Origin of the sequence: Paenibacillus sp. 7523-1 (assembly GCF_002276415.1) — a bacterium.
Classification (GTDB): Bacteria; Bacillota; Bacilli; order Paenibacillales; family Paenibacillaceae; genus Paenibacillus; species Paenibacillus illinoisensis_A.
This window is the reverse complement of sequence record NZ_NPBR01000005.1, coordinates 608069-630019: the sequence shown is the minus strand read 5'-3', so window position 1 is coordinate 630019 and position 21951 is coordinate 608069. Positions and strand designations below refer to the sequence as shown.

Genomic DNA, 21951 nt, shown 5'->3' with positions numbered 1-21951 from the left:
CAATCCACAACAACCTTATGCCGCCGAAAGGCGGCTTTTTCAACCTGCTATAATAATAATTTCAATATATGAAAAATTCACAACAAATTACCATTTCTCGCCCGCAATTACGTTCCCCGTTGATCCATACAACACCCACGCCCTTCGTTGAAAAAATCATTGGAAACCATACTACGACTTTCAAATGCAAACATTTTATTGGCTAATCAGACTCATATCTCACTCCTTTATTTAAAGCACGTGATTTTGAAAAAAGAGTTGCTTATGTTAATGTTATGCCTGAACATTACGGTACACATTCCAACATGAATTAGGAGGATGACTTTCCTTGTATGTACATAACAATTCTATAAAAAGAAAACGAAGACACTCGGTGCAAATGTTATTTCTGATTATTGCAGTCCTTATGCTCATTACTGCATGCGGAGAAACGCAAAAGCCCGGCTCCACAGCGAATTCCTCTGCAGGCTCTACTACGGAACAACAAGCTGCACCGGAAGGCAGTGCTGATTCCGATGCGGAGGAAGCTGAGGAGAACAATGAGCAGAACAATGCTTCCCCTCAGGAAGAGGCAGATCCGGTTCAGGAGCAGCTGAACCAGCTCTCGCTGGATGAAAAGATTGGACAGATGATTTTGGCCGGTGTACAGGGGACTACTTTGGATGACCAGGCCAAACAAATGATTGCGGACCAAAAGGTAGGAGGCATCATTTTCTATGGTAATAACGTGACGACTTTGCAGGGAACAGCGGATTTTGTGAAGTCCATCAAAGAAGCAAACCGTTCCAATCCGGTGCCAATCTTCATAAGTGTGGATCAGGAGGGCGGCAAAGTCAGCCGAATGCCGGATGAAGTGGAGAGTATTCCTTCCAATGGTAAAGTCGGAGCGACGAAAGACGCCGAGCTGGCTGAAACCATGGGAAGGTTGCTGGCAAGACAAATCCAACTTGCAGGTTTTAATGTGGATTTTGCTCCGGTATTGGACGTCAACAGCAATCCGAACAATCCGGTGATTGGTGACCGTTCCTTTGGCAGCTCGGCTGAACTCGTGTCTCGTCTCGGCGTCGCTGAGATGAAAGGTCTGCGCAGCGAGGGAATGATTCCGGTCGTGAAGCATTTTCCCGGTCATGGGGATACGTCGGTGGACTCCCATCTGGATCTTCCCGTGGTGAACAAAACAGAGGAGCAGCTTGCTGAGCTGGAGTGGATTCCGTTTCAGGCCGCGGTGAAAGAGCATGTGGAAGCTGTAATGGTGGCTCACATTTTATTCCCTAAGCTGGATCCCGATCATCCTGCTTCGTTATCGGATGTCATTATTGGTGAACATCTGCGGGGCAAATTCAATTATGACGGCGTCGTCATTACAGATGATCTCAGCATGGGTGCAATCGCCAAAAACTATAAACTGAATGAAGCTGCAATCGCGACCGTTCAGGCAGGCAGTGATATTTTGCTCGTGGCTCACAGTTATGAAAGTGCCAAAACGATATTTGATACATTGAAAAATGCGGTGAAGAATGGCAAAATCACCGAATCTCGAATTGATGAAAGCGTGTATCGTATTCTGGCACTGAAGCAGTCGTACAAGCTGTCTGATGAGCAGCAACCATCTGATGACCTCAAGCAATTGAACGCAGACATTGTGCAGTGGCGCAAACAGGTTCATGCCGAATAATCCATCCTGTGTTATGATTTTGGAATGAGAGAGAACATATTACATTTCATTATTACAGGTTAGGGGTGCGGCCCATTTATGTATACCATAATGATCGTTGAAGATGATCCCAAAATTGCAGGACTGCTGAAATCCCATATTGAACGTTACGGGGACAGAGCCGTTCTGGTAGAGGATTTTGAGCGGGTGATACAGCAATTTGAGCAGATCCAGCCACATGTTGTTCTCCTGGATATCAACTTGCCCAGCTATGACGGATTCTACTGGTGTCGTCAGATCCGTACGATGTCAACGTGTCCGATTTTGTTTATTTCCGCCCGGAGCGGCAAGATGGACCAGGTGATGGCGCTGGAGAACGGAGCAGATGATTATATAACGAAGCCGTTTGAACATGAGATCGTGATGGCCAAAATCAAAAGTCAGCTGCGACGTGTATATGGAGATTACGCAGCCCGTGACGAAGAACGCAAGGTCGAGCTTGAAGGGTTGACAGTATACCTGGAAAGACTGGAGATTCAGCTCGGTGATCGCAAAGTGCAGCTGACGAAGAAGGAAACGATACTGCTGGAAACGCTCCTTCGTCGTAGTCCGAAGCTCGTGAGCAGGGAGACGATTCTGGAGAAACTGTGGGATGACTCCTTTGTAGACGACAATACGCTCAGTGTCAATGTAACCCGTGTACGCAAGCGATTGGCCGAAATAGGCATAACAGACGCTTTGGAAACGGTGAGAGGTTCCGGTTATCGATTAAACGCAAACTGGAATACGGCTTCACCATCATGAAGCTGTTTATGAGAGAACACCTTGCTTTGACTTGCTGGGTGGTCGTCATCTTGCTTACTGTCGTCGGCGTATGTTGGTATGACGGTTACGACCATGTGCTGACGGCAGTTTATGCCGTATCGCTGGGGTTATTTTTATATGCAGGTTACCTGACTTACCGTTATATGTCTCACAGGGCGTTCTATACCCGAATGACACAGCCCATGAATTCGCTTAATGAATTTGTTCCGCTCGAAGAGATGGTTCCCTTATCGGTAGCGCTGGAGAAGCTGCTGGATTCACAATATGGTCATTATCATGCCCATCTCCACCGTCTGGAGCAGCGCCAGCAGGAATATCTCACATTTATGAATCAGTGGGTACACCAGATGAAGACACCTTTATCCGTGATTGAATTGACCGTGCAGGATCAGGAGGACGATGACCCACGTCTCAGGAGTATTCGTGAGGAAGCAGATCAGATGAGACGGGGATTGGAAACGGTGCTGTACGTAGCGCGTTTGGACACATTTGAACAGGACTTCAGTGTTGAACCGGTTACACTTAAGGCAGCAGGCGAAGAGGCCATTCATGAGCTGAAGCGTTTCTTCATTCGCAATCATGTCTATCCGGAGATTCAGATGGATGCTTCGCTAATTGTGCAATCGGACGCCAAATGGATTCGTTTTGTCATCGTCCAACTGCTTTCCAATGCCATCAAATACTCCTCTGGAAACGGACAGAAGATATATCTGCGTGCATATAAAGCAGAACGGTCCATTATTCTTGAAGTTCAAGATCAGGGTGCCGGTATTCCTAAGTCGGATCTGAACAGGGTGTTCCAGCCTTTCTTTACGGGAGAGAATGGTCGTCATTTCAAGGAGTCAACGGGTATGGGGCTGTACATCGTGAAAGAGGTCCTAACCCGAATGAATCACCGGATCAATCTGGAATCGGTATATGGTGAAGGGACGACGGTCCGGATTACATTTAGTGTCTAGTGAGTGTAAGGTGATTTTCTACATTGTTTTTCAAGAGGATGGTTCAAGAGAATCGACGTCTGTTACCCCGGGGTAATGACGTCTTTTTTGTTTTATATAGAAGAACCTTACAACTTTGTCATGCAGGTGAAAGGTTAAGCCATAGGAGATTAGCCGAAACTTCGGTAAACTGAAGTCAGAAGTCAGGGGCATCAAGAGTGCCAATGAATAACCAATGAATAAATAGACGCGAGTTGGTCATGGTTGACTCATGTCCAACGTAAAAAAGGAGTGGTACATATGGAAATATGCTCGGTAAAACAGATCAGCAAAATCTATAAAGGGATCGTCTCCTATGAAGCCTTATCGGGGATTGACCTCAGCATACAGGAAGGCGAATTTGTAGGAATCATGGGTCCATCCGGCAGCGGCAAAACGACACTGCTCAACATGATTTCCACGATCGACCATCCGACATCGGGAGAACTGCGCATTGCCGGGAAAAATCCGTTTGAGCTGAACCAGGATGAGCTTGCGCTGTTCCGGCGCAAAGAGCTGGGATTTGTCTTTCAGTCATTCAATCTGCTCAATACCCTTACGGTGAAGGAGAACATTGTGCTTCCGCTTACGCTCGATGGAACGCCGCTGGGGGAGATGAACGCTCGTGTGGACCGGCTCGCAAGCAAGCTGGGAATTGAGGGGATTCTGGACAAGCGGACCTATGAGATTTCAGGTGGACAGGCACAGAGAACAGCCATTGCCAGAGCGCTAATCCATTCCCCCAAGCTAATATTGGCGGATGAGCCAACAGGCAACCTGGACTCGAAGGCGGCACGTGATGTCATGGAGATGCTGGAGCTCCGCAATCAGGAGGATCAGGCGACGATGCTTCTGGTTACACACGATGCAGTTGCAGCGAGCTACTGCAGCCGGGTCGTCTTCATCAAGGACGGCAAACTCTATAATGAGATTCACTACGGCGATAACCGGGCAGCTTTTTATCAAAAGATTATTAATGTGTTATCCCTAATGGGAGGGTCAGGACATGAATTTTCGCCAGTTCGCCATTAACAATGTAGTTCGCAACAAACGGATTTATTTGGCTCATTTTCTGAGCAGCACATTTTCCGTTATGATATTTTTCACATATGCACTGCTTCTGTTTCACCCGGATTTGAAGGATGGTTTAAAAGGTTCGAGTGAAACCGTAACGATGCTTGCGAACCAAGGTTTTATGATCGCAGAAATCATAATTTTCATCTTTTCATTCCTGTTCTTGCTGTACTCGGTAGGTTCTTTTCTGAAAACACGCAAGAAGGAATTTGGTATCTTCCTGATCATTGGGATGACACGCAAGCAGATGAATCGGCTTCTGTTTATGGAGAACATGTGTATCGGGATCGCCGCCATTGCAGCGGGTGTTGGACTGGGGATGATCTTCGGAAAACTGATACTGCTCATCTGCGGTTCCCTGCTGGCTGTGGAGAACAGTCTACGATTTTATTTTCCATTAAAAGCAATTGCTCTGACAGCTGTCGCATTCCTTATTCTGTTTGCTGTCATTGCACTGTCTTCTTCTCTGCTTATCCGCAAGGGAACGCTGATTGATTTGGTGAAATCGGAGGAAAAGCCGAAACCGGAGCCGAAGGCATCACGTTTGCTCGCGTTTCTATCCGTGTTGTTGATTGGCGGTGGCTATGCAGGGGTGTTCACTTTTGTGTGGGTGACGTACTCATTCCCGCTGCTCCTGGGGAGTGTCATTATGGTTATCGCAGGTACATACCTGCTGTTCACGCAGCTCAGTGTGTATGTCATTCGGGCGCTAAAACGAAATCAACGTTTGTTTTTCCGTAAAACCAATGTACTGTTTCTATCCGAGCTTACGTATCGCATGAAAGACAATGCTGTCATGTTTTTCATGGTAAGTGTCATCTCAGCCTCGGCATTTACCGGCATTGGCACCATGCTGGCGATCGCTGATCCAGGGTTGTCGTCGATGACGAACCCGTATGCATTCACTTACACGAATTCATGGGATACACCTGAGGCAGAGGGGGATATCAGACAGATTGAGGAAACGCTTGTTGACCATGAGGTCCCCTATGTAAAAGGCAGCTACACCCAGCTGTATGAGAATAACACTGGCAGCAATATCATCAAATTGAGTGAATACAACCATCTGGCCAAGGCCCTTGGTTACGAAGAACGCACGTTGGATACGGAAAATGGGGCCTTTATGACTCCATCGAATCTGACAGCACGCAAAGAGCTGCGTAAACAAGTGGAGCAGGGGTTCTCACCAACACAGGTCGATCTTGAAGTTGAAAATTATCATCAACAGGTTCAGCTGTCTCCTCCAGCTACCGAAATCGTTATTCCTGTTGATTTCAAAGTGGACATCTACGTCATTTCCGATGAATTGTTTGAAAAGATGAAGCGAGCGTACAATGAATTCCTAGACTTGAGTGAAGATTACTATTCCAATAAAATGACTCAATTTGTGGTGGAAGACTGGATGGGCACGCGGGCCTTCGCCCCTGAACTGGTTAATTCGATTCAGGATCAGCCGCGTACGAAAGGCTACTTCATGTTCAGTGCTCTCGTTGTGGACTGGCTGAATTCGAAACAAACCAATGGGATCATTTTGATCCTGAGCGGTCTGATCGGTATTGTCTTCTTTACCTTTGCGGCAAGCTTTACCTATTTTAGACTCTACGCGGATCTGGAAAGGGATGAATCACAGTATCGCATGATTGGCAAGATGGGACTCAGTCGTCCTGAACTTCGTAAAATTGTAACTCAGCAGCTGCTGCTTATGTTTTTCCTACCATTACTCATAGCTTTGATTCATAGTTCGGTAGCGTTTGTGGCGCTGCAGCAGTTGGTCGATTTTTCGGTTATGGGATACAGCCTGCGTATCTTCTTCGTTTTTGCCACCATGCAGATCCTGTTCTTTGCGCTTGTGCGCTGGCGGTATTTACGCCATATGTACTCCAAATTAATCTAAACTGGCATGACCTAGGCAAACATCGGACACTTCGTTCGGTGTTTGTTGACTTTTCTATCCTGGGCACAGTACTATTTCATTAGATACAAATTGTATCACAGTGTGTATCATACATAACTTCAGCATATGACAGTTGTACTTTGAGATTGATAGCCATAACAGGCTTTTTGCCTGAGAGGGAGGACTTATCATGAGCATCACGATGTCTCGCGGACAAGCTTACATACACCGATTGAATGATGAGCGAAACGTATGGCTGGATGGCAAGCGTGTCCGGGTAACCGAACATCCCGCCTTTCAGGGAACACTGCAGACCATTGAGAACTTGTTCGATTTGGTGGATGATCCGGATACACGAGATACGGTAGCATACTGGGATGAACAGACAGGGAGTTATGTGCATCAGGCTTTTCGGGTGCCTCACGCTTCTCAAGATGTCAGCAGTAGAGCGGCAGCATTTCGGCTCTGGTCGGATCGAACCTATGGAGTCATGAGCAGACTGTCGGATTATGCCCGCTCGCGTCTTGTCGGATGGTATGCCACACGTCAAGATATGGCACGACACGATCCCATGTATGCAGATAAGATAGCAGCCTACTATCAGGAGGCCAAACGAAAAGATGCATTTCTGACGATTGTCCAGCGTGACCCGCAGATCAACCGTTCTCTGCCTGTTGGGGAGGATGAAGATGCCATGCTGCGGATTGTGAAAACCAACTCGGAAGGGATTATTGTACGGGGTGCCAAGATGGTGGCGACCGCAGCTCCTTATGCAGATGATATCATTGCGTATCCGATTCAGCGGATTCCGGGACATCTGCCGGAACTGGCACATATGGTGATTGTTCCTGTGGGAAGTCCGGGTTTACATCTGATTTGTCGTGAATCTTTTGCCGCTCCGCAGTTGGATGCTGCTCATCCTCTCAGTGCCCGTTATGATGAGATGGACGCTGTACTATTTTTTGATGATGTATTGGTTCCATGGGAGCGTGTGCTGCTGCACAACAATCCGGAAGCCGTGTGGCAGGTTCGCTGTAACGCAGCCTCTTCGAGTCTGGCCTACCATCAGAGCATCATTCGGCTGCACTCCAAGCTGGAATTCATCACCGCCATCACAGCAGCCATTGCGCAGGAGATTGGTGTGGATTCATACCTGAATGTACAGGAACAAATCGGAGAGATGATCAGCCAGATGCAGACCATTGAGGGCTTGATCGTTGCTTCTGAGGCCCAGGCACAGCCAGATGCACATGGTAACTGGCTCCCGTCATTCAAATACATTGAGACAGCTCGTAATCTGGGCAGCCGATATTACCCGAGAGCAGTTGAAATTCTGAAAACCATTGCAGCTGGTGGACTTATTCAGATCCCTTCGGGCAGATTCGATCTGGATGAAACGGTAGGACCATTGATGGCCAAATATCTTGGTGGAGTGACACTGCAAGCGCCAGAGAAAATTCGTCTGTTTCAGCTGGCTTGGGATCTGACCGGAAGTGCACTTGGGGCGAGGCATGATCTCTATGAACGTTACTACGCAGGTGATCCGGTTCGCAACCGTGCAGGCCAGTATATACAATATGATAAGGAAAGTTTGAATAAAAAGGTTGAGCCTTGGCTCCATATGAAGTAGTCATTGAAGCTTCAGCAGCATTGAGTTGAATGGATAGAATTACGAGCCCCGGCACATGCCAGGGCTTTTATTTAGGTTATCTTTAGATTTGATTTAGGTGGATTTAAGGGACGTGGTATATAGTAGTAAGATACATGTAAAAGAATACAATACCGATGATTGAGGAATGAAGAAATGAGAGGAATAACATGAGATACACCGTATTGATTGCAGATGATGAACCAGAGATCGTAGAACTGCTTCAACTGTACCTTGAAAAGGACTATGACATCAGGACTGCCGCGAATGGAGCGGAGGCGCTGGAATGCATTCGTTCTGTACCGGTCAATCTTGTCATTTTGGATATTATGATGCCTGTAATGGATGGACTTCAGTTAATCAAGCAAATTAGGGCAACCCATCATATGCCCGTCCTGTTTCTATCTGCCAAAAGCCAGGACCATGACAAGATTCTCGGACTTGGACTCGGTGCGGATGATTATATTTCAAAGCCGTTTAATCCGCTTGAGATTGTTGCTCGTGTAGAAGCTTTGTTAAGACGTGTGAATCAATTTGACGCCCCTGAATCCGCAGCACCCCAGGAGACCAATCTTGTTCTCGGTGAACTTATGCTGGATCGCTCCAAATGTGTGCTTTTTCGATCAGGCAAACCTGTAACCCTAACCTCCACGGAATACAAAATTGTGGATCTGCTGCTGGAGCAGCCTGGCCGGGTATTTACACGCAAGAAAATCTACGAGGCGGTGTGGGGGGACTATTACGCGCATGAAGACAGCACCATTATGGTGCACATCAGCAACATTCGCGAGAAGATCGAGCGCGACTCCAGACAACCGGAATATTTAAAAACGATAAGGGGACTCGGATACAAAATTGAAGCGCCAACGGAAAGCTAGAGAAAAGCGACTTTTGCAAACGTCCCTGACACTGGACTTCCTGCTGTTCAACTTCTTTTTGCTGCTGCTCGTCTTGATTGTCTATCTCATGGTTTCGCTGGATGTCGTGGATTTCCGCATTTCGGATCAGGTGGTTGATCCTGATCTGAACGTCGAGGCGCATGTCTATGCAGCCGAATTGAACAAGCGGCTTGAGGATGACTCTTCAAGCATGGAAATTCAGCGTCTGATGGATAGCGGAGGGTGGATCGAAATTCTGGATGCAGATCGTTCGGTCATTCGCCAGATCGGTGTCAAGCAGGATGCAGTTACATATTACAGTGAGTCGGAGTTGTATGCCGGACTGGAGAATCGAAGCGATAGTACATATTATTATTCTATTTCTCCATACGCAGCAGAGAGAGATGCGAAGTATGTACTGCTGAAAATACCGCGTGATCTGGTGAGTATTCGTATGAATGAAAATCTGCTGATTACCAATCTGAAGCACCCTTTGTCATTTTACATCATGATCGGAGTTGGCTTCGTTCTGCTCCTGATATTCGTATACAGCTATTGGGTCGCACGCCGTATCAAAAAACCACTGAGTATTTTATCACTGGGGCTTACCCAGATGATTCAGGGAAATTACAGTACACGCTTGTCCATCTCGGCAGAGAAGGAATTTGTCCAGATCGGCGAGACGTTTAATTATATGGCAGATGTCATCGAGAATACCTCGGCTGAAAAGCGGTATGCGGAAGAGAGCAAACAGCGGCTGATCGTGGACCTGTCGCATGATCTGAAAACACCAATCACCTCCATTCAGGGATACGCTCAGGCTCTTGTCGAAGGGCGGGGAGAGAACAAGGAACGACAGCAGCGTTATCTGGGATATATCTATAACAAGTCCGTTCAGGTGGCACGAATGATACAGAATATGCTCGAACTACTCAAGGTGGACTCACCCGATTATCACATGCAGATCCAGAAGAGAGAGATCGGGGAATTCGTGCGTGAAGTCATGGCGGATACCTATGGTGAGATTGAGCAGAAACAATTTGTGCTTCATGTGCTGGTACCTGATCAGGAGATATACGCCAGATACGATCCTGAATTACTGTCACGGGTTATTCAAAACCTCATTACCAATGCGCTGTCCTACAATCCGAAGGGAACGGAGCTGCGGGTGGAATTGATTCCGCTTGATACGCATGTAGTCATTGAGGTTGCAGACACGGGGGTCGGTATTCCCCAGGAACTGTGGAGCACCATTTTTGATCCATTTGTACGAGGAGATGAAGCACGCACCGGTACCGGCGGAACCGGACTTGGACTCGCGATTGCCCGGCGAAATACAGAGAAGATGGGCGGAAGACTGATCCTGTCCCAGCGAGGCAAGGAGACTACTGTGTTTACCATTCAAATTCCAAACTGATAAGTTGAATGTACATTTAAACGGGTAACGAAGAGGGCAGAAAAAACCTGTAGAAAAATCCTGAAAAAAGAAAAGGTTATGTGGAGGGGAACATTTTGTTTAAAGCAAGTTCGTTTGTCCGTTTCAGCATTGCGCTGGCTCTGGTGCTCGTCAATATCTACCTGTTATCACGCGTCAGCTTTATCTTTCAGCCGCTGGTGACCATGATTACAGTTATCACAGTGCCGATGATGCTGTCCGTATTCTTTTATTATCTGCTAAGGCCGCTCGTGAATTACATGGAACGGAAGAAGCTGAACCGAACACTCAGCATATTGCTGATCTATCTGGTCTTCGGTGTGCTGCTCGTCCTGTTCATTGTGGGGTTATGGCCGTCCTTGCGTGAGCAGCTGATCAATCTGGTTGACAATGCACCGAATTTGATTAATTCACTCAGTGTACAGTTGAGAGAACTGGAGCAGAACGGAGCGATCACGGCATTATTCCCAGAGGGCTCCACGCCGTTTTCTCAGCTTACGGATTATATTAATAAAGGATTTACCTTCGTGACCAACTATGTGAGTGGATTGTTCTCGCTCATTTCCAGTTTTGCGATCATTCTGTTTACATTCCCGATCATCTTGTTCTACATGCTGAAACAGGGAGAGAAATTCGGCCGCAAACTGGTGCATATCGCACCTAAACGGTTCCAAAAAGACAGCCGTGAGGTTGTTCTTGAGATCGATCAGGCACTTAGTGGCTTTATTGTCGGAAGAGTACTGGTTAATCTCGCACTCGGTGTACTGATGTATATTGGTTTCCTGATCATTGGTCTGCCGTATGCACTGCTGCTTACCGTCGTTGCCGTAATTATGAACTTTGTTCCATTTATCGGCGCTATCGTGTCGTCCATCCCCATTGTCATTATCGGTCTGATTCAGTCGCCATCGGTGGCGATCTGGTCGCTAATTATTATTCTGGTGGCCCAGCAAATTCAGGACAATCTGGTCGCTCCGTATGTGTTTGGCAAAAAGCTCGACATTCATCCGCTGACCACCATTATATTGGTGCTAGGTGCAGGGGATCTCGGCGGCATCATTGCCATCTTGATCATCATCCCTGTCTACATGATCGTTAAAATTATTCTGGTCAGAGTCTACCAGCTGTTCTTCAAGGAAAAATGGCAGAATGCATGATTATAGGATTTAAAACGAATGGGCTGTTACACTCAGTCACTCCGATTGCAGTACCATCTTCCGATCGCTGTTATCCCCGAGTTTCTTTGATTCCCCTTATAAGGGAGAAACTCTGGTGATAAAGGCGAGCGCTTCGCTTCTCCAGATCGGTACTGCACTCTCCATTAACGTGTAAAAATTTCATTTGCATTTTATAGCTTAATCATTCAATTAACCATAAAAGGAGTGGGAACCATGTCTGAAATCATCCCTAAAGAATATATTGAACCCGAATACATCGAACCTCAAGCCGTCCGAATGGGTGCCATTCACATCTCTAATGATGTCGTATCCAAGATTGTGGGTATAGCAGCTCAGGCCACCTCCGGCATCTCTTCCATGTCGGTTGGCTTGACCGAAGGCATTGCGAAGAGCATCAGCGGCAAGAGTCTGCAGAAAGGCATTGACGTTGATGTAAAAGATGACCAGGCCTCCATTCAGCTGCGTATTAATGTGCAGTACGGGTTCAAGATGCACCAAGTGTGCAAGGAGCTCCAGCACAATGTACAACAGGCCGTGGAACAGATGACAGGCATTCTGGTCAATGAGATTAAAGTGCATGTCGTCGGTGTATCCATGCAGGAGCAAGTGTAGCTGAGATGGTCTCTTGCGGAAAAGGAATGAAGATTATCGATGGACAGGTTATGCTGTCTGAGCTTATGTGTAAGTAAAAGAACAGCACCCTCCCGTTAACTGCTTAACCGGGAAGGTGCTGCTTTGTGTTTACGGTAATGGGTGGGGGCTTCGCCCATCACCTTTTTGAACATTTTGGAGAAGAGAAGCTGATCGGAATATCCGACAGAGCGGGAGATATCTCCAATGGTCAACCCGGTATCCAGAGTCAGTTCGGCAGCCTTGCGCATCCGGTAGTTGACCAAATAGGATTGAATGCTGGTGCCCATCCGGTCTTTGAACAGGGAGCACAGATAGCTGCGCTGCAAGCCGATATGAGAAGCAATGGATTGCACCGTGATAGGATTCGCATAGTTCATCTCAACAAAGTCCATGACCTGGGTGACATATGTTTCTTTGGAGAACTCTTGCTCGGGTGGAAGGATGTCTTCGTTTGCATGATCGATCAGAATGGAGAAAAATTGGTATAACCATCCGGTCATGCTAATCTCCCATCCTTTGTGTGTATTCCGGGAACGGATCATGCGATGCAGACAGGAACGCATTTCATCGTCATTTTCCAGTTCGAAGATCGGATGCTGCTCCGACAGACAGGCCTGCTGTAATAGTGAATGGGAGGCATTTCCTTGAAAAGCAACCCAGCTGTATTCCCATGGATCTTCCAGATCAGCCTTATAGTGCACGACGGAATTCGGGACGATGAGGAAGCCTTGGCCCTTATGCAGTTCATAGGTTTTGCCTCCGACTTCGAAAGTACCCTTGCCATCCAAAACATAATGGATTTTGTAATGATCCCGCATGGCTGGGCCGAAGTGGTGACCCGGTGTGCAGGGTTCGGTTCCATAATGAAGGAGCTGCAGATCCTGGAACGGATTGTTTTTGAACATATATGTAATCAAGGCATTCACTCCTGTGTAGTTCATTTCATCTTGCATTTTAACATGTTTTTAGTATGAGGATATGAATTATAGATGTGATTCTATGGATAGACAACAAGTATTATTCCATATGGTTATAGCGATATGCCATATCGTTTTGGACCGAAACTGACTAAGATGAAAGGGTATTCACCCACTTTAACAAGAAATGAGAGAAAATGATATGCCTTATACTGCTAATGAACAGCGTTACGATGAGATGAAGTATGCACGTTCCGGCAAATCCGGAATCAGACTGCCGCAAATTGCACTTGGCCTGTGGCAGAACTTTGGCGGAAACCGCACGCTGGATATTCAGGAAGAGATGATTCTGCGTTCATTTGATCTCGGAATTAACCATTTTGATCTGGCGAACAACTACGGACCACCCCCAGGATCTGCCGAGGAGAACTTTGGTGTCTTGTTCAAAAAACATCTGCGCCCATACCGGGATGAACTGCTTATCTCGACGAAAGCCGGATATTATATGTGGAAAGGTCCCTATGGTGAGTGGGGTTCCCGCAAAAACCTGATTGCCAGCCTGGATCAAAGCCTTGGACGGATGGGGCTTGAGTATGTGGATATTTTCTATCATCACCGTCCGGATCCGAATACACCGCTGGAGGAAACGATGGCTGCGCTGGATCATATCGTAAGACAGGGCAAAGCGCTGTATGTCGGATTATCCAACTATGATGCGGAGCAGACAAAAGAGGCGGTCGCCATTTTGCGTAATCTGGGAACGCCTTGCCTCGTCCACCAACCGAACTATTCCATGCTTAACCGCTGGATCGAAGACGGATTACAGGATGTACTGGATGAGCAGGGCGTAGGCTCCATTGCATTTTGTCCTCTGGGGCGAGGTCAACTGACGAACAAATACGTGGACAAGATCAAGGAAGAACGTGCGAACCCGACAGGCAATATGAGAACAGAAGCCTATACAGACGAACGGATTGCCAAGTTTGAAGCTCTTCAGGCCGTTGCTGAGCGCAGGGAGCAAACCATTTCCCAACTGGCGCTGAATTGGATTCTCCGTGACAACCGCGTAACCTCTGCATTGATTGGCGCAAGCCGTGTTTCACAGATCGAAGAGAATGTTGCCGCATTGAAAGCACCTAGCCTGACAACCGAAGAATTGAATGAAATTGAAGGCATTCTGAACGGGATTGGAAATTACGCCTGGTAAAATAAATGGAACGAAAAACGTTCAGAAATCACGAATAAAATCGTGAGAATAACACAAGTCAGTTGTAATGAGAGTTCATTATAATTGACCTGTGTTTATTTTTTTTCAAAAAGGTGTTCATATCATAGCACCTGGTCCTAGGATTTAGGGTATAATATATAGATGCTATACATTTGAAATATGAAGGAGAGGCTCCATTTGAATTTTGAACAGTGGATTTCGCCTGAAACCTATAACCTGACATCCGAGATGGAGAACCACCCGTCAGATCGGATTGCACTTAGATGGCTCAGCGATCAAAAAGAATTAGAAGAGATTACGTACGGAGAGTTGTTTAAGCAGGCTAACCGTCTTGCCGGAGGCTTGCGTGATTTGGGCTTGGAAAAGGGTGATCGGGTGCTGGTCATGGTACCACGCCGCATCATTGCCTATGTCATTTATATCGCTTGTCTGAAACTAGGGATTGCCGTGATTCCTTCGTCCGAAATGCTGCGTGCCAAGGACTTGGAGTACCGCCTGCGGCATTCAGAGGCGCGTGCGGTCATTGTATGGTCCGAGACAACGGCTGAAGTGGAGAAAATGGATGCAGACCTGCCTGCACTGGCTCACCGCATCGTGGCATCACCATCTGGCGACAGCAGCGTTCCCGCTGAGGGCTGGGTTAACGTACATCAGCTGATGGAAGGTCAGTCGGATGAGATGAATGCCGTAGAGACACACCGTGATGATATCGCCATTCTGGCCTACACTTCCGGCACAACCGGAAATCCAAAAGGAGTTGTACATAGCCACGGCTGGGGATATGCCCACCTGCGTATCGCTTCCACGTTATGGCTGGATATTCAGCCATCAGATATCGTATGGGCCACAGCCGCGCCGGGATGGCAAAAATGGATCTGGAGCCCGTTCCTTTCCGTACTCGGAAGAGGAGCAACAGGTCTGGTCTATAACGGATCATTCCAGCCAAAGCGCTATTTGGAGCTAATGCAGGAGCATGGCATTAACGTACTATGCTGCACACCAACGGAATATCGTCTGATGGCAAAAGCCGATGACCTCGGTCACTATGATCTGTCCAAACTCCGCAGTGCAGTATCAGCTGGTGAACCCTTGAATCAGGAAGTGATTGAGATCTTCCAGCGTCACTTCGACCTGACCATTCGTGATGGATACGGCCAGACCGAAAGTACATTGCTGATCGGCAGTCTGAAAGATGCGCCAGTACGGATCGGGTCCATGGGACAATCGATTACGCCGGGCCTCATTGAGATTGTTAACGAGGAAGGACAACCTCAACCCGCAGAGGTAGTGGGTGATATCGCCGTTCATCAGGATATGCCTGCCTTGTTCCGGACGTATTATAAGGATGCAGGACGGAAAGAAGCAAATCAGCGCGGGGAATATTTCGTAACAGGTGACCGCGCACGCAGGGACGAAGAAGGATACTTCTGGTTCGAAGGCCGCAGCGACGATATTATCATCAGCTCCGGATATACAATAGGACCGTTTGAAGTGGAAGAGGCGCTGATGAAACACGCCAGTGTGAAGGAGTGTGCCGTCGTTGCCAGTCCGGATGAAATTCGGGGCAATGTGGTCAAAGCCTTTGTTGTGCTCAGAGACGAGTCCCTTGCTTCACCAGAACTGGTGCGTGAGCTGCAGCATCACGTCAAGGAATGGACCGCACCATACAAGTATCCGCGCAAAATTGAATTTGTGACGGATCTGCCGAAGACGAATTCTGGCAAGATCCGCCGGATTGAACTGCGCGAGCAGGAAAAGAAAAATGCGTAAAACATGAATTAATTCTATATGAATCAGGAGTGAATGAATCTATGAGTAATTTCGAGCAAACGTTTGAGCAATCGTTGGAACAATATGCAGAACTGGTGGTCAAAGTAGGCGTGAACATTCAAAAAGGACAGGATCTGCTTGTTACAGCTCCTATCGAAACGCTTGAGTTTACTCGCCTGATCGTTGCAAAGGCATATGCTGCCGGGGCCAAGTATGTACAGGTGGATTTTGAAGACGATCAAATTACACGCAGTCGTTTCCAGCAAGGTTCTGACGACAGCTTCGATTACTATCCGGCATGGAAAGGCGACATGATGGAGAGATTTGCAGAGGCTGGCGGCGCTACCTTAACGATCAAAGTACCGGACCCGGAACTGTATAACGGAATTGATTCCGACAAGGTTTCTCGTGCTACCAAGGCGGCTGCCCAGGCACGCCGCGGTTATTCGAAATATACGCGCAACCATGAAATCAGCTGGTGCCTGATCAAGGCGCCGACCAAGGCATGGGCGAATAAGGTGTTTGCCGACATACCTGAGGAAGAACGCATCAATGTGATGTGGGACACCATCTTCAAAATGAATCGTGTGGATGGCGGTGATGCCATCCAGAACTGGAGACAGCATCTGGACACACTTAACACGAAGAGTGATCAGCTGAATCAGAAAAATTATAAGAGCCTGCACTACCGCGCACCAGGAACGGACTTGAAAATTGAGTTGGTAGACAATCACATCTGGGGTGGCGGCGGAAGTGAGAATAAAGCAGGTGTGTATACCGTTGCGAACATGCCAACCGAAGAAGTATTTACTATGCCGAAACGCAGCGGTGTTAATGGATATGTCAGCAGTACGATGCCTCTGAACTTGAACGGACAGCTGGTAGATCAGATGAGAATAACGTTTAAGGACGGCCAGGTTGTAGCTTTCACAGCGGCTTCCGGTGAAGAGCATCTGAAGAACCTGTTCGCTACGGATGAAGGAGCGCGTTATCTGGGTGAGGTGGCACTTGTACCGCATGATTCACCTATCTCGAACCTGAATCGTATTTTCTATAATACCGGTATTGATGAGAATGCATCCTGCCATCTGGCTGTAGGCAGCGCATATCCGTTTAATATGAAGGATGGCACAACGATGTCCAACGAGGAATTGCTTAAACATGAGTGCAATGTGAGTTTGACTCACGTCGACTTCATGATTGGATCGGCTGAACTGGACATTGACGGCGAGCTGCAGGATGGCACAATTGAACCAGTATTCCGCAAAGGCAACTGGGCATTTTAATATTTTTACAGAGTAGACTAGTGAAAAAGTGACTTCAATGATGAAGTCACTTTTTTGTGCTGTCCAACGGATTAGTTTAGACCTGTTTCACAGGGACACATATTTCGCACTCATGTTGTTCGAGGAGATCCCAACGATATCGCTCCAGAACCGGTTGGTGATCCATGATATAACGGTTGTTTTGCAAATAAGGGATTATTTCATTCCATGCTTGCTGAATACCTTCTGGCGTGTGTCTAACCTTGCAGATGAGATAGTTCCCGCCCTGGAGCTCTCCAATCTCTATCGAGTCATCTTCAGGGAGTTCAAGTTCATGGAGCACGATTGCGGCATCGTATCTGCAGTGGTGCGGTGGTGTCGTTGATGGGTTATCCTGTGGTATGCCATATAATACGGCAGCTTCTGTGAGTAATCGTTTCTCGTTTGCCCACTGTTTTAACTGGTTCATAGCTTGGACGTTTGCAGAACCATAAGGACCAACCTGCCTTACATAAGCGATTCGACATGCCGCCAGATGTTCCATAGACATTTCCATTTTTTTTACCTTCCCTTCCCAAAGGAATTCTCTTACTTGATGGATGTTAACATGGTATAAAAAAATTTGCATAACTCTTTTCGTATAAGGAGAGACGCAGGAGGGGACTTCGTTTAACGGTGGGTTCTAGGTCTTGTATGTAAGCTTCCTGATTGATTCCTGAACCGGTTCACCATAGAATAGGGATGATATGCTTGGTGGACGTTTCGTTATGAAATGAGGAAGGGAGATTCCGGATATGGATATTACACATGCCTTTACGGATGAACGTTTCAGACAGTATGTATTAGACCACTTTTGTAATCAACGGGATTCTATTCAGGAGAGTGACATCCAAGAGGTAACTTCATTGCAAATCATAAGACAAGATGTGAGAAGTCTGAGCGGGATTGAATATTTCAGAGACCTCGAAGAACTGGACTGTAGCTATAATCAAATAACGTATGTGGATCTTGGGCGCAATAATAAGCTCAGAATTTTACACTGCAAGGAAAATCAAATTCTCTCGCTTGACCTTAGCTCGAATACCGAATTGGAACGATTGGATTGCAGCTTCAATCGACTGCGGCAATTGGATGTAAGTCATAATCCCAAACTTATTCATCTGGAATGCCATTGGAACATGCTGTCCCAATTGGATCTGGACAAGCAGGTAGAGCTTGAAGAACTGGGTTGCAGCTATAATGCTCTTTTTTCACTTGAGCTTCATCATAATACACTGCTTAAGCAGCTTAACTGCGCCAGTAATTACCTTACGAGTGTGGATCTAACGAACTGTAGAGCATTAATTGAACTTCGATGCCATGATAACCATATCAAAGAGTTGGATTTACGTTCTAACCCGAAGCTTGAAAGTGTACGATGCTTCAACAACCATATCAGCAAACTGGATATTCAACATAATACACAGCTCAGAGAACTCTATTGTTCAGAGAACAAACTCACGGAGCTGGACCGCAGTCATAATTCCAAGCTGGAGAAACTGCATACTGTCGATAATCTGATGACGGAATCTGCTCATGCAGTTCAGGGAATGGGTGTGTTTCAATACAATGGCTCATTCTCCAACTATCAACTGAATTTGCCGATCCAAGGGGGAGGTGAGCTCGTCGTTACCGCACAGGTTTCGACTAAGGCAGAGATGGAAGAGCTGACTCCGTATATGGAAGAAGCGTGGAGGCGATGGCAGTCGCTTACTGAACAAGCACTGGTGTTCATCGCCGAAGCGCATCCGGATGAGGATGTATCAGAATTGGTTTTGGCAGATGTGGAATTTCAGGACTGTGAGGTTTTCAGGCTCGGGTATGACGCGGGTGATACACCAGCAGGCCGAATGTACATCTATGCGGAGTTCGATGAGAACCTACAATTGTCGGAGCAGCTGATCTATGAAATGTATTAAAGCCACGGAACCGTGGCTTTTTTGGTATATCTATTTGGATGGATTTACTCTGCATGCATTTTATTAAAGCTGACGTACTCGTTAGTGGGTTTACGATAGCCGCGTGGGCGTTGTTTGGCTTCTGACTTTTTACCAATCGTAATCATCATGACAGGAACGTAATGTTCGGGAACATTCAGACTGCTCTGCAGTTCATCGGCGTCAAAACCAATCATGGGACACGTATCCCATCCCATATCCTGTGCAATCAGCATCAGCTGCATCGCCGACAGGCTGGCATTACGGATGGCGTCTTCACGCTGAAACACACTGCCACGGGCTTCGTAGAAATCAAAAACACTTTGGGACTCCTGTTCATATTCAAACGGATTGAGCACACCCAAATGCAGTAAACCTTCGTTAATCGTGCGGATGTGGTGGTGAGCCTTGATATCACCCAGAACAACGATGACAGCCGAGGCGGTTTTTACTTTGTATTGCTGTGAAGCTTCGTATGCTTTTTCTTTTTGGGCCGGGTCGGTCAAGACCAGGTAGTGGGTATGCTGAAGGTTAAAGGCTGATGGGGCAAATTTGTTTAATGCAAACATCTGCTGCAAATCGGCTTCCGGGATTTCGATACCTTCTTCAAAAATAACGGCGGATCTACGGTTTTTGACCAAGTTTTCCAGTGCACTCATGGTGGTTTACCTCGCTTATGTATAAAGTATAAATTGACTATAACACGCTTGGTTACTTTTGGTAAGTATTATTTTCGAATAAGACAAGACCAAAGGGCCATAACCTTTAATAAAAACAGTAGAGGTGAAACATGAGGACGTTCATCACCAGATTCAGGAGGGAGAGCTCCTATCACGAATTCAAGGTATATGTCATTCAATCCTCCACATTGAAGCGATTTTTCGTCATGGAAATCATCGTTGGCACGCTTGCCTACCATGCTGCATTTTATTTGTGTCACAATGCACTCCTGGCAGGAGCAGGTTCCTGGGCGGGAACCGAAGGTTTGAAACGACTGCCTCTAGCGGTCAAAAGAATGGTCAGTTTTTAATCATAAAAATGTTGCTGCAGAAACCTATGATGTCTTAACCCAAAGCATCATGTAGTTATCGTGTAGTATGCAGGAGCAGAATGCCCCCTTCCGGGCTCCGGCTCCTGGTTCAATTTTTTCCTTAGTGTACAGCAACCTCTTCGTTATTTGGCGCGCTCCAGATATTGTTCCAGAGTAAGTTTCTGACTTGTAATTTCCCCAGCGATATAGACCCCAACGTAACGCACATGCCAGGGTTCATAAGAGTAACCGGTCAACTTCTCCTGATCCTTGCCATATCGAATGATAAATCCATACTTGTGGGCATTGGCCTTCAGCCATTTGCCCTCTTTGGTGTTGCCGAAGCTCTGCTGCAGATCGTAGCCTACGGATGCACTGGAAATATCCATTGCAAGTCCGGTTTGATGTTCACTTTGACCTGGGCGAGCACTTGTCTTGTTGGCTACAGCTTCACCTTTGATACTTGCATTTCGTTCGAAGATGGATTTCTGTGTCGAATAGGAACGGTAACCAGATACGGCTTTGATGTCAATGCCGTCTTTTTTGGCTGCTGCAAACAGCTTTTCGATCGCGGTAGCAGCGACCTTACGCATTTGTTTCTTCGGACTGGAGCCGGAGAAGCTGAATGGAATATTCGGTACAACCAAATCTTTGGGTGCATAGGTTGAAGGCAGATTTCTTTTTTTGTTCACGAGTACCACGGTGCTGGCTAGATTCGTTACCGTTGCGAGACCGCTGCTGCTTGTTTTAATGGTGCGGCTTGGCGCGTTATCATGCAAAAATTGAGTGAAACTAGAGCTTGCAGCCGATGCGACTGGCGTCATGGATGGTACAAAGGGAAAGGCAGTGAAGGCAGCTCCTGCTACGACAGAGCCTATGAGTAGAGTGGATATGATAGATTTGCGTGTGAATGATTTCATGATGTTCCTCCTCGGGTTAATGAATCTCTGGCATGCTGCATCTGATCGATACCAGGCATGCGTTTCTATATACCGAGTATACTAGAGGATTATATCCATAGGTTCTCCAATTGTTTCCGAGTTGTAAACAAATCATGCGAGATTCATAGTTTCGGTCATTTGGCCAAAAGGAACACAAAAAAAGACTCTGCATTCAGTGCAGAGTCTTTGCTTATCTGATAATTAATGTTCAACGATTGTTTGAGATCATGAAAGTTATTGTTTACAGCATGCATGCATCAGGTGCACTGGATTTTCCCGCACTTACAGCTCGCGTATCCCTAACCCGAACGTTGCTGCTAAGTACACCGGAATCACTGCTCAACGTGAAGGAAGGATAGTTTTCCTCCGTATCCAGCTTCATATGCTGTTCGAGATTTAATTGTTGCTTCGGATCAACATAGAATGGAACCAGGTTGGTCTCGATCTGCTCATCCAGTGCAGCAGGTTCATCTACAATCAAGAGGACCAGAATTCCGTTGCAGCCACAGCCTTCAGTGTCATAAAACACTTTGAAGTAGCCAGGTTTGTCATTCAAGCTCTCGGTTAATCTCGCTGCAGCCAGATCTGTAATTTGAATATGCATCGCGCTCACTCCTTATATGTTGAA

At 46.8% G+C, this 21951-nt stretch carries 20 protein-coding genes; 15 read left to right on the top strand and 5 right to left on the bottom strand.

The features are described 5' to 3' along the window. The first annotated feature begins 379 nt into the window (after positions 1 to 379). The 10 genes from nagZ (at position 380) to CHH60_RS06130 (ending at position 12175) form a co-directional block, all read left to right on the top strand. The gene (nagZ, locus tag CHH60_RS06175) at positions 380 to 1675 is read left to right on the top strand and encodes a beta-N-acetylhexosaminidase (RefSeq protein ID WP_095358676.1); all 1296 of its coding nucleotides are present in this window, start codon (positions 380 to 382) and stop codon (positions 1673 to 1675) included. Between the two features lie 78 nt (positions 1676 to 1753). Next, the gene (locus CHH60_RS06170) at positions 1754 to 2458 is read left to right on the top strand and encodes a response regulator transcription factor (RefSeq protein ID WP_095358399.1); all 705 of its coding nucleotides are present in this window, start codon (positions 1754 to 1756) and stop codon (positions 2456 to 2458) included. Then, on the top strand, positions 2455 to 3438 hold the full coding sequence (locus tag CHH60_RS06165) for a sensor histidine kinase (RefSeq protein ID WP_141236941.1): 984 nt from the start codon (positions 2455 to 2457) through the stop codon (positions 3436 to 3438). Before CHH60_RS06170 ends, CHH60_RS06165 begins: the two co-directional genes overlap by 4 nt. Before the next feature lie 279 nt (positions 3439 to 3717). Continuing rightward, positions 3718 to 4488, top strand: a complete 771-nt coding sequence (locus CHH60_RS06160; protein ID WP_095358397.1) for an ABC transporter ATP-binding protein — start codon at positions 3718 to 3720, stop codon at positions 4486 to 4488. Beyond that, positions 4463 to 6424, top strand: coding sequence for an FtsX-like permease family protein (locus CHH60_RS06155; protein WP_095358396.1), 1962 nt, complete (start codon positions 4463 to 4465; stop codon positions 6422 to 6424). The genes CHH60_RS06160 and CHH60_RS06155 overlap by 26 nt, the downstream gene beginning before the upstream one ends. A 190-nt stretch (positions 6425 to 6614) precedes the next feature. Next, complete coding sequence (locus tag CHH60_RS06150; RefSeq protein WP_095358395.1) at positions 6615 to 8054, top strand: 4-hydroxyphenylacetate 3-hydroxylase family protein; 1440 nt, start codon at positions 6615 to 6617, stop codon at positions 8052 to 8054. A 188-nt stretch (positions 8055 to 8242) separates the two neighbouring features. After that, the gene (locus CHH60_RS06145) at positions 8243 to 8950 is read left to right on the top strand and encodes a response regulator transcription factor (protein WP_095358394.1); all 708 of its coding nucleotides are present in this window, start codon (positions 8243 to 8245) and stop codon (positions 8948 to 8950) included. Beyond that, positions 8928 to 10367, top strand: coding sequence for a sensor histidine kinase (locus CHH60_RS06140; protein ID WP_095358393.1), 1440 nt, complete (start codon positions 8928 to 8930; stop codon positions 10365 to 10367). Before CHH60_RS06145 ends, CHH60_RS06140 begins: the two co-directional genes overlap by 23 nt. A 95-nt stretch (positions 10368 to 10462) precedes the next feature. After that, on the top strand, positions 10463 to 11542 hold the full coding sequence (locus CHH60_RS06135; RefSeq protein WP_095358392.1) for an AI-2E family transporter: 1080 nt from the start codon (positions 10463 to 10465) through the stop codon (positions 11540 to 11542). 234 nt (positions 11543 to 11776) lie between these two features. Next, positions 11777 to 12175, top strand: coding sequence for an Asp23/Gls24 family envelope stress response protein (locus CHH60_RS06130; RefSeq protein ID WP_095358391.1), 399 nt, complete (start codon positions 11777 to 11779; stop codon positions 12173 to 12175). 95 nt (positions 12176 to 12270) lie between these two features. On the opposite strand, the gene CHH60_RS06125 is transcribed toward CHH60_RS06130, so the two are convergent. Beyond that, positions 12271 to 13113 (bottom strand): AraC family transcriptional regulator, encoded by an 843-nt coding sequence (locus CHH60_RS06125; RefSeq protein WP_176475995.1) that lies wholly within the window; start codon positions 13111 to 13113, stop codon positions 12271 to 12273. 202 nt (positions 13114 to 13315) lie between these two features. On the opposite strand from CHH60_RS06125, the gene CHH60_RS06120 reads away from it, so the two are divergent. From CHH60_RS06120 to CHH60_RS06110, 3 genes are all read left to right on the top strand, one after another. Continuing rightward, positions 13316 to 14320 carry an aldo/keto reductase gene (locus CHH60_RS06120; protein WP_095358390.1) on the top strand — a complete coding sequence of 335 codons (1005 nt, stop codon included), beginning with the start codon at positions 13316 to 13318 and terminating at the stop codon, positions 14318 to 14320. A gap of 180 nt (positions 14321 to 14500) precedes the next feature. Next, the gene (locus tag CHH60_RS06115; RefSeq protein ID WP_095358389.1) at positions 14501 to 16111 is read left to right on the top strand and encodes an acyl-CoA synthetase; all 1611 of its coding nucleotides are present in this window, start codon (positions 14501 to 14503) and stop codon (positions 16109 to 16111) included. 41 nt (positions 16112 to 16152) lie between these two features. Further along, positions 16153 to 17397: an aminopeptidase gene (locus CHH60_RS06110; RefSeq protein ID WP_095358388.1), complete on the top strand. Its 1245-nt coding sequence runs from the start codon at positions 16153 to 16155 to the stop codon at positions 17395 to 17397. Positions 17398 to 17473: 76 nt separating this feature from the next. On the opposite strand, the gene CHH60_RS06105 is transcribed toward CHH60_RS06110, so the two are convergent. Beyond that, positions 17474 to 17926 (bottom strand): AraC family transcriptional regulator, encoded by a 453-nt coding sequence (locus CHH60_RS06105; RefSeq protein ID WP_369680175.1) that lies wholly within the window; start codon positions 17924 to 17926, stop codon positions 17474 to 17476. 244 nt (positions 17927 to 18170) lie between these two features. Between CHH60_RS06105 and CHH60_RS06100 the strand changes: the two genes are divergently transcribed. Beyond that, positions 18171 to 19334, top strand: coding sequence for a leucine-rich repeat domain-containing protein (locus CHH60_RS06100; protein WP_095358387.1), 1164 nt, complete (start codon positions 18171 to 18173; stop codon positions 19332 to 19334). Positions 19335 to 19378: 44 nt separating this feature from the next. Here CHH60_RS06100 and CHH60_RS06095 read toward each other — a convergent pair whose 3' ends face one another. After that, positions 19379 to 20011 carry a nitroreductase family protein gene (locus CHH60_RS06095; protein ID WP_095358386.1) on the bottom strand — a complete coding sequence of 211 codons (633 nt, stop codon included), beginning with the start codon at positions 20009 to 20011 and terminating at the stop codon, positions 19379 to 19381. A gap of 131 nt (positions 20012 to 20142) precedes the next feature. On the opposite strand from CHH60_RS06095, the gene CHH60_RS06090 reads away from it, so the two are divergent. After that, positions 20143 to 20382 carry a hypothetical protein gene (locus CHH60_RS06090; protein WP_095358385.1) on the top strand — a complete coding sequence of 80 codons (240 nt, stop codon included), beginning with the start codon at positions 20143 to 20145 and terminating at the stop codon, positions 20380 to 20382. Between the two features lie 143 nt (positions 20383 to 20525). Here the strand turns inward: CHH60_RS06090 and CHH60_RS06085 are convergent, their stop codons facing one another. Both CHH60_RS06085 and CHH60_RS06080 read right to left on the bottom strand, forming a co-directional pair. Then, positions 20526 to 21302: a M15 family metallopeptidase gene (locus tag CHH60_RS06085; protein WP_095358384.1), complete on the bottom strand. Its 777-nt coding sequence runs from the start codon at positions 21300 to 21302 to the stop codon at positions 20526 to 20528. A gap of 262 nt (positions 21303 to 21564) precedes the next feature. After that, the gene (locus tag CHH60_RS06080) at positions 21565 to 21927 is read right to left on the bottom strand and encodes an iron-sulfur cluster biosynthesis family protein (protein WP_095358383.1); all 363 of its coding nucleotides are present in this window, start codon (positions 21925 to 21927) and stop codon (positions 21565 to 21567) included. Positions 21928 to 21951: the final 24 nt, after the last annotated feature.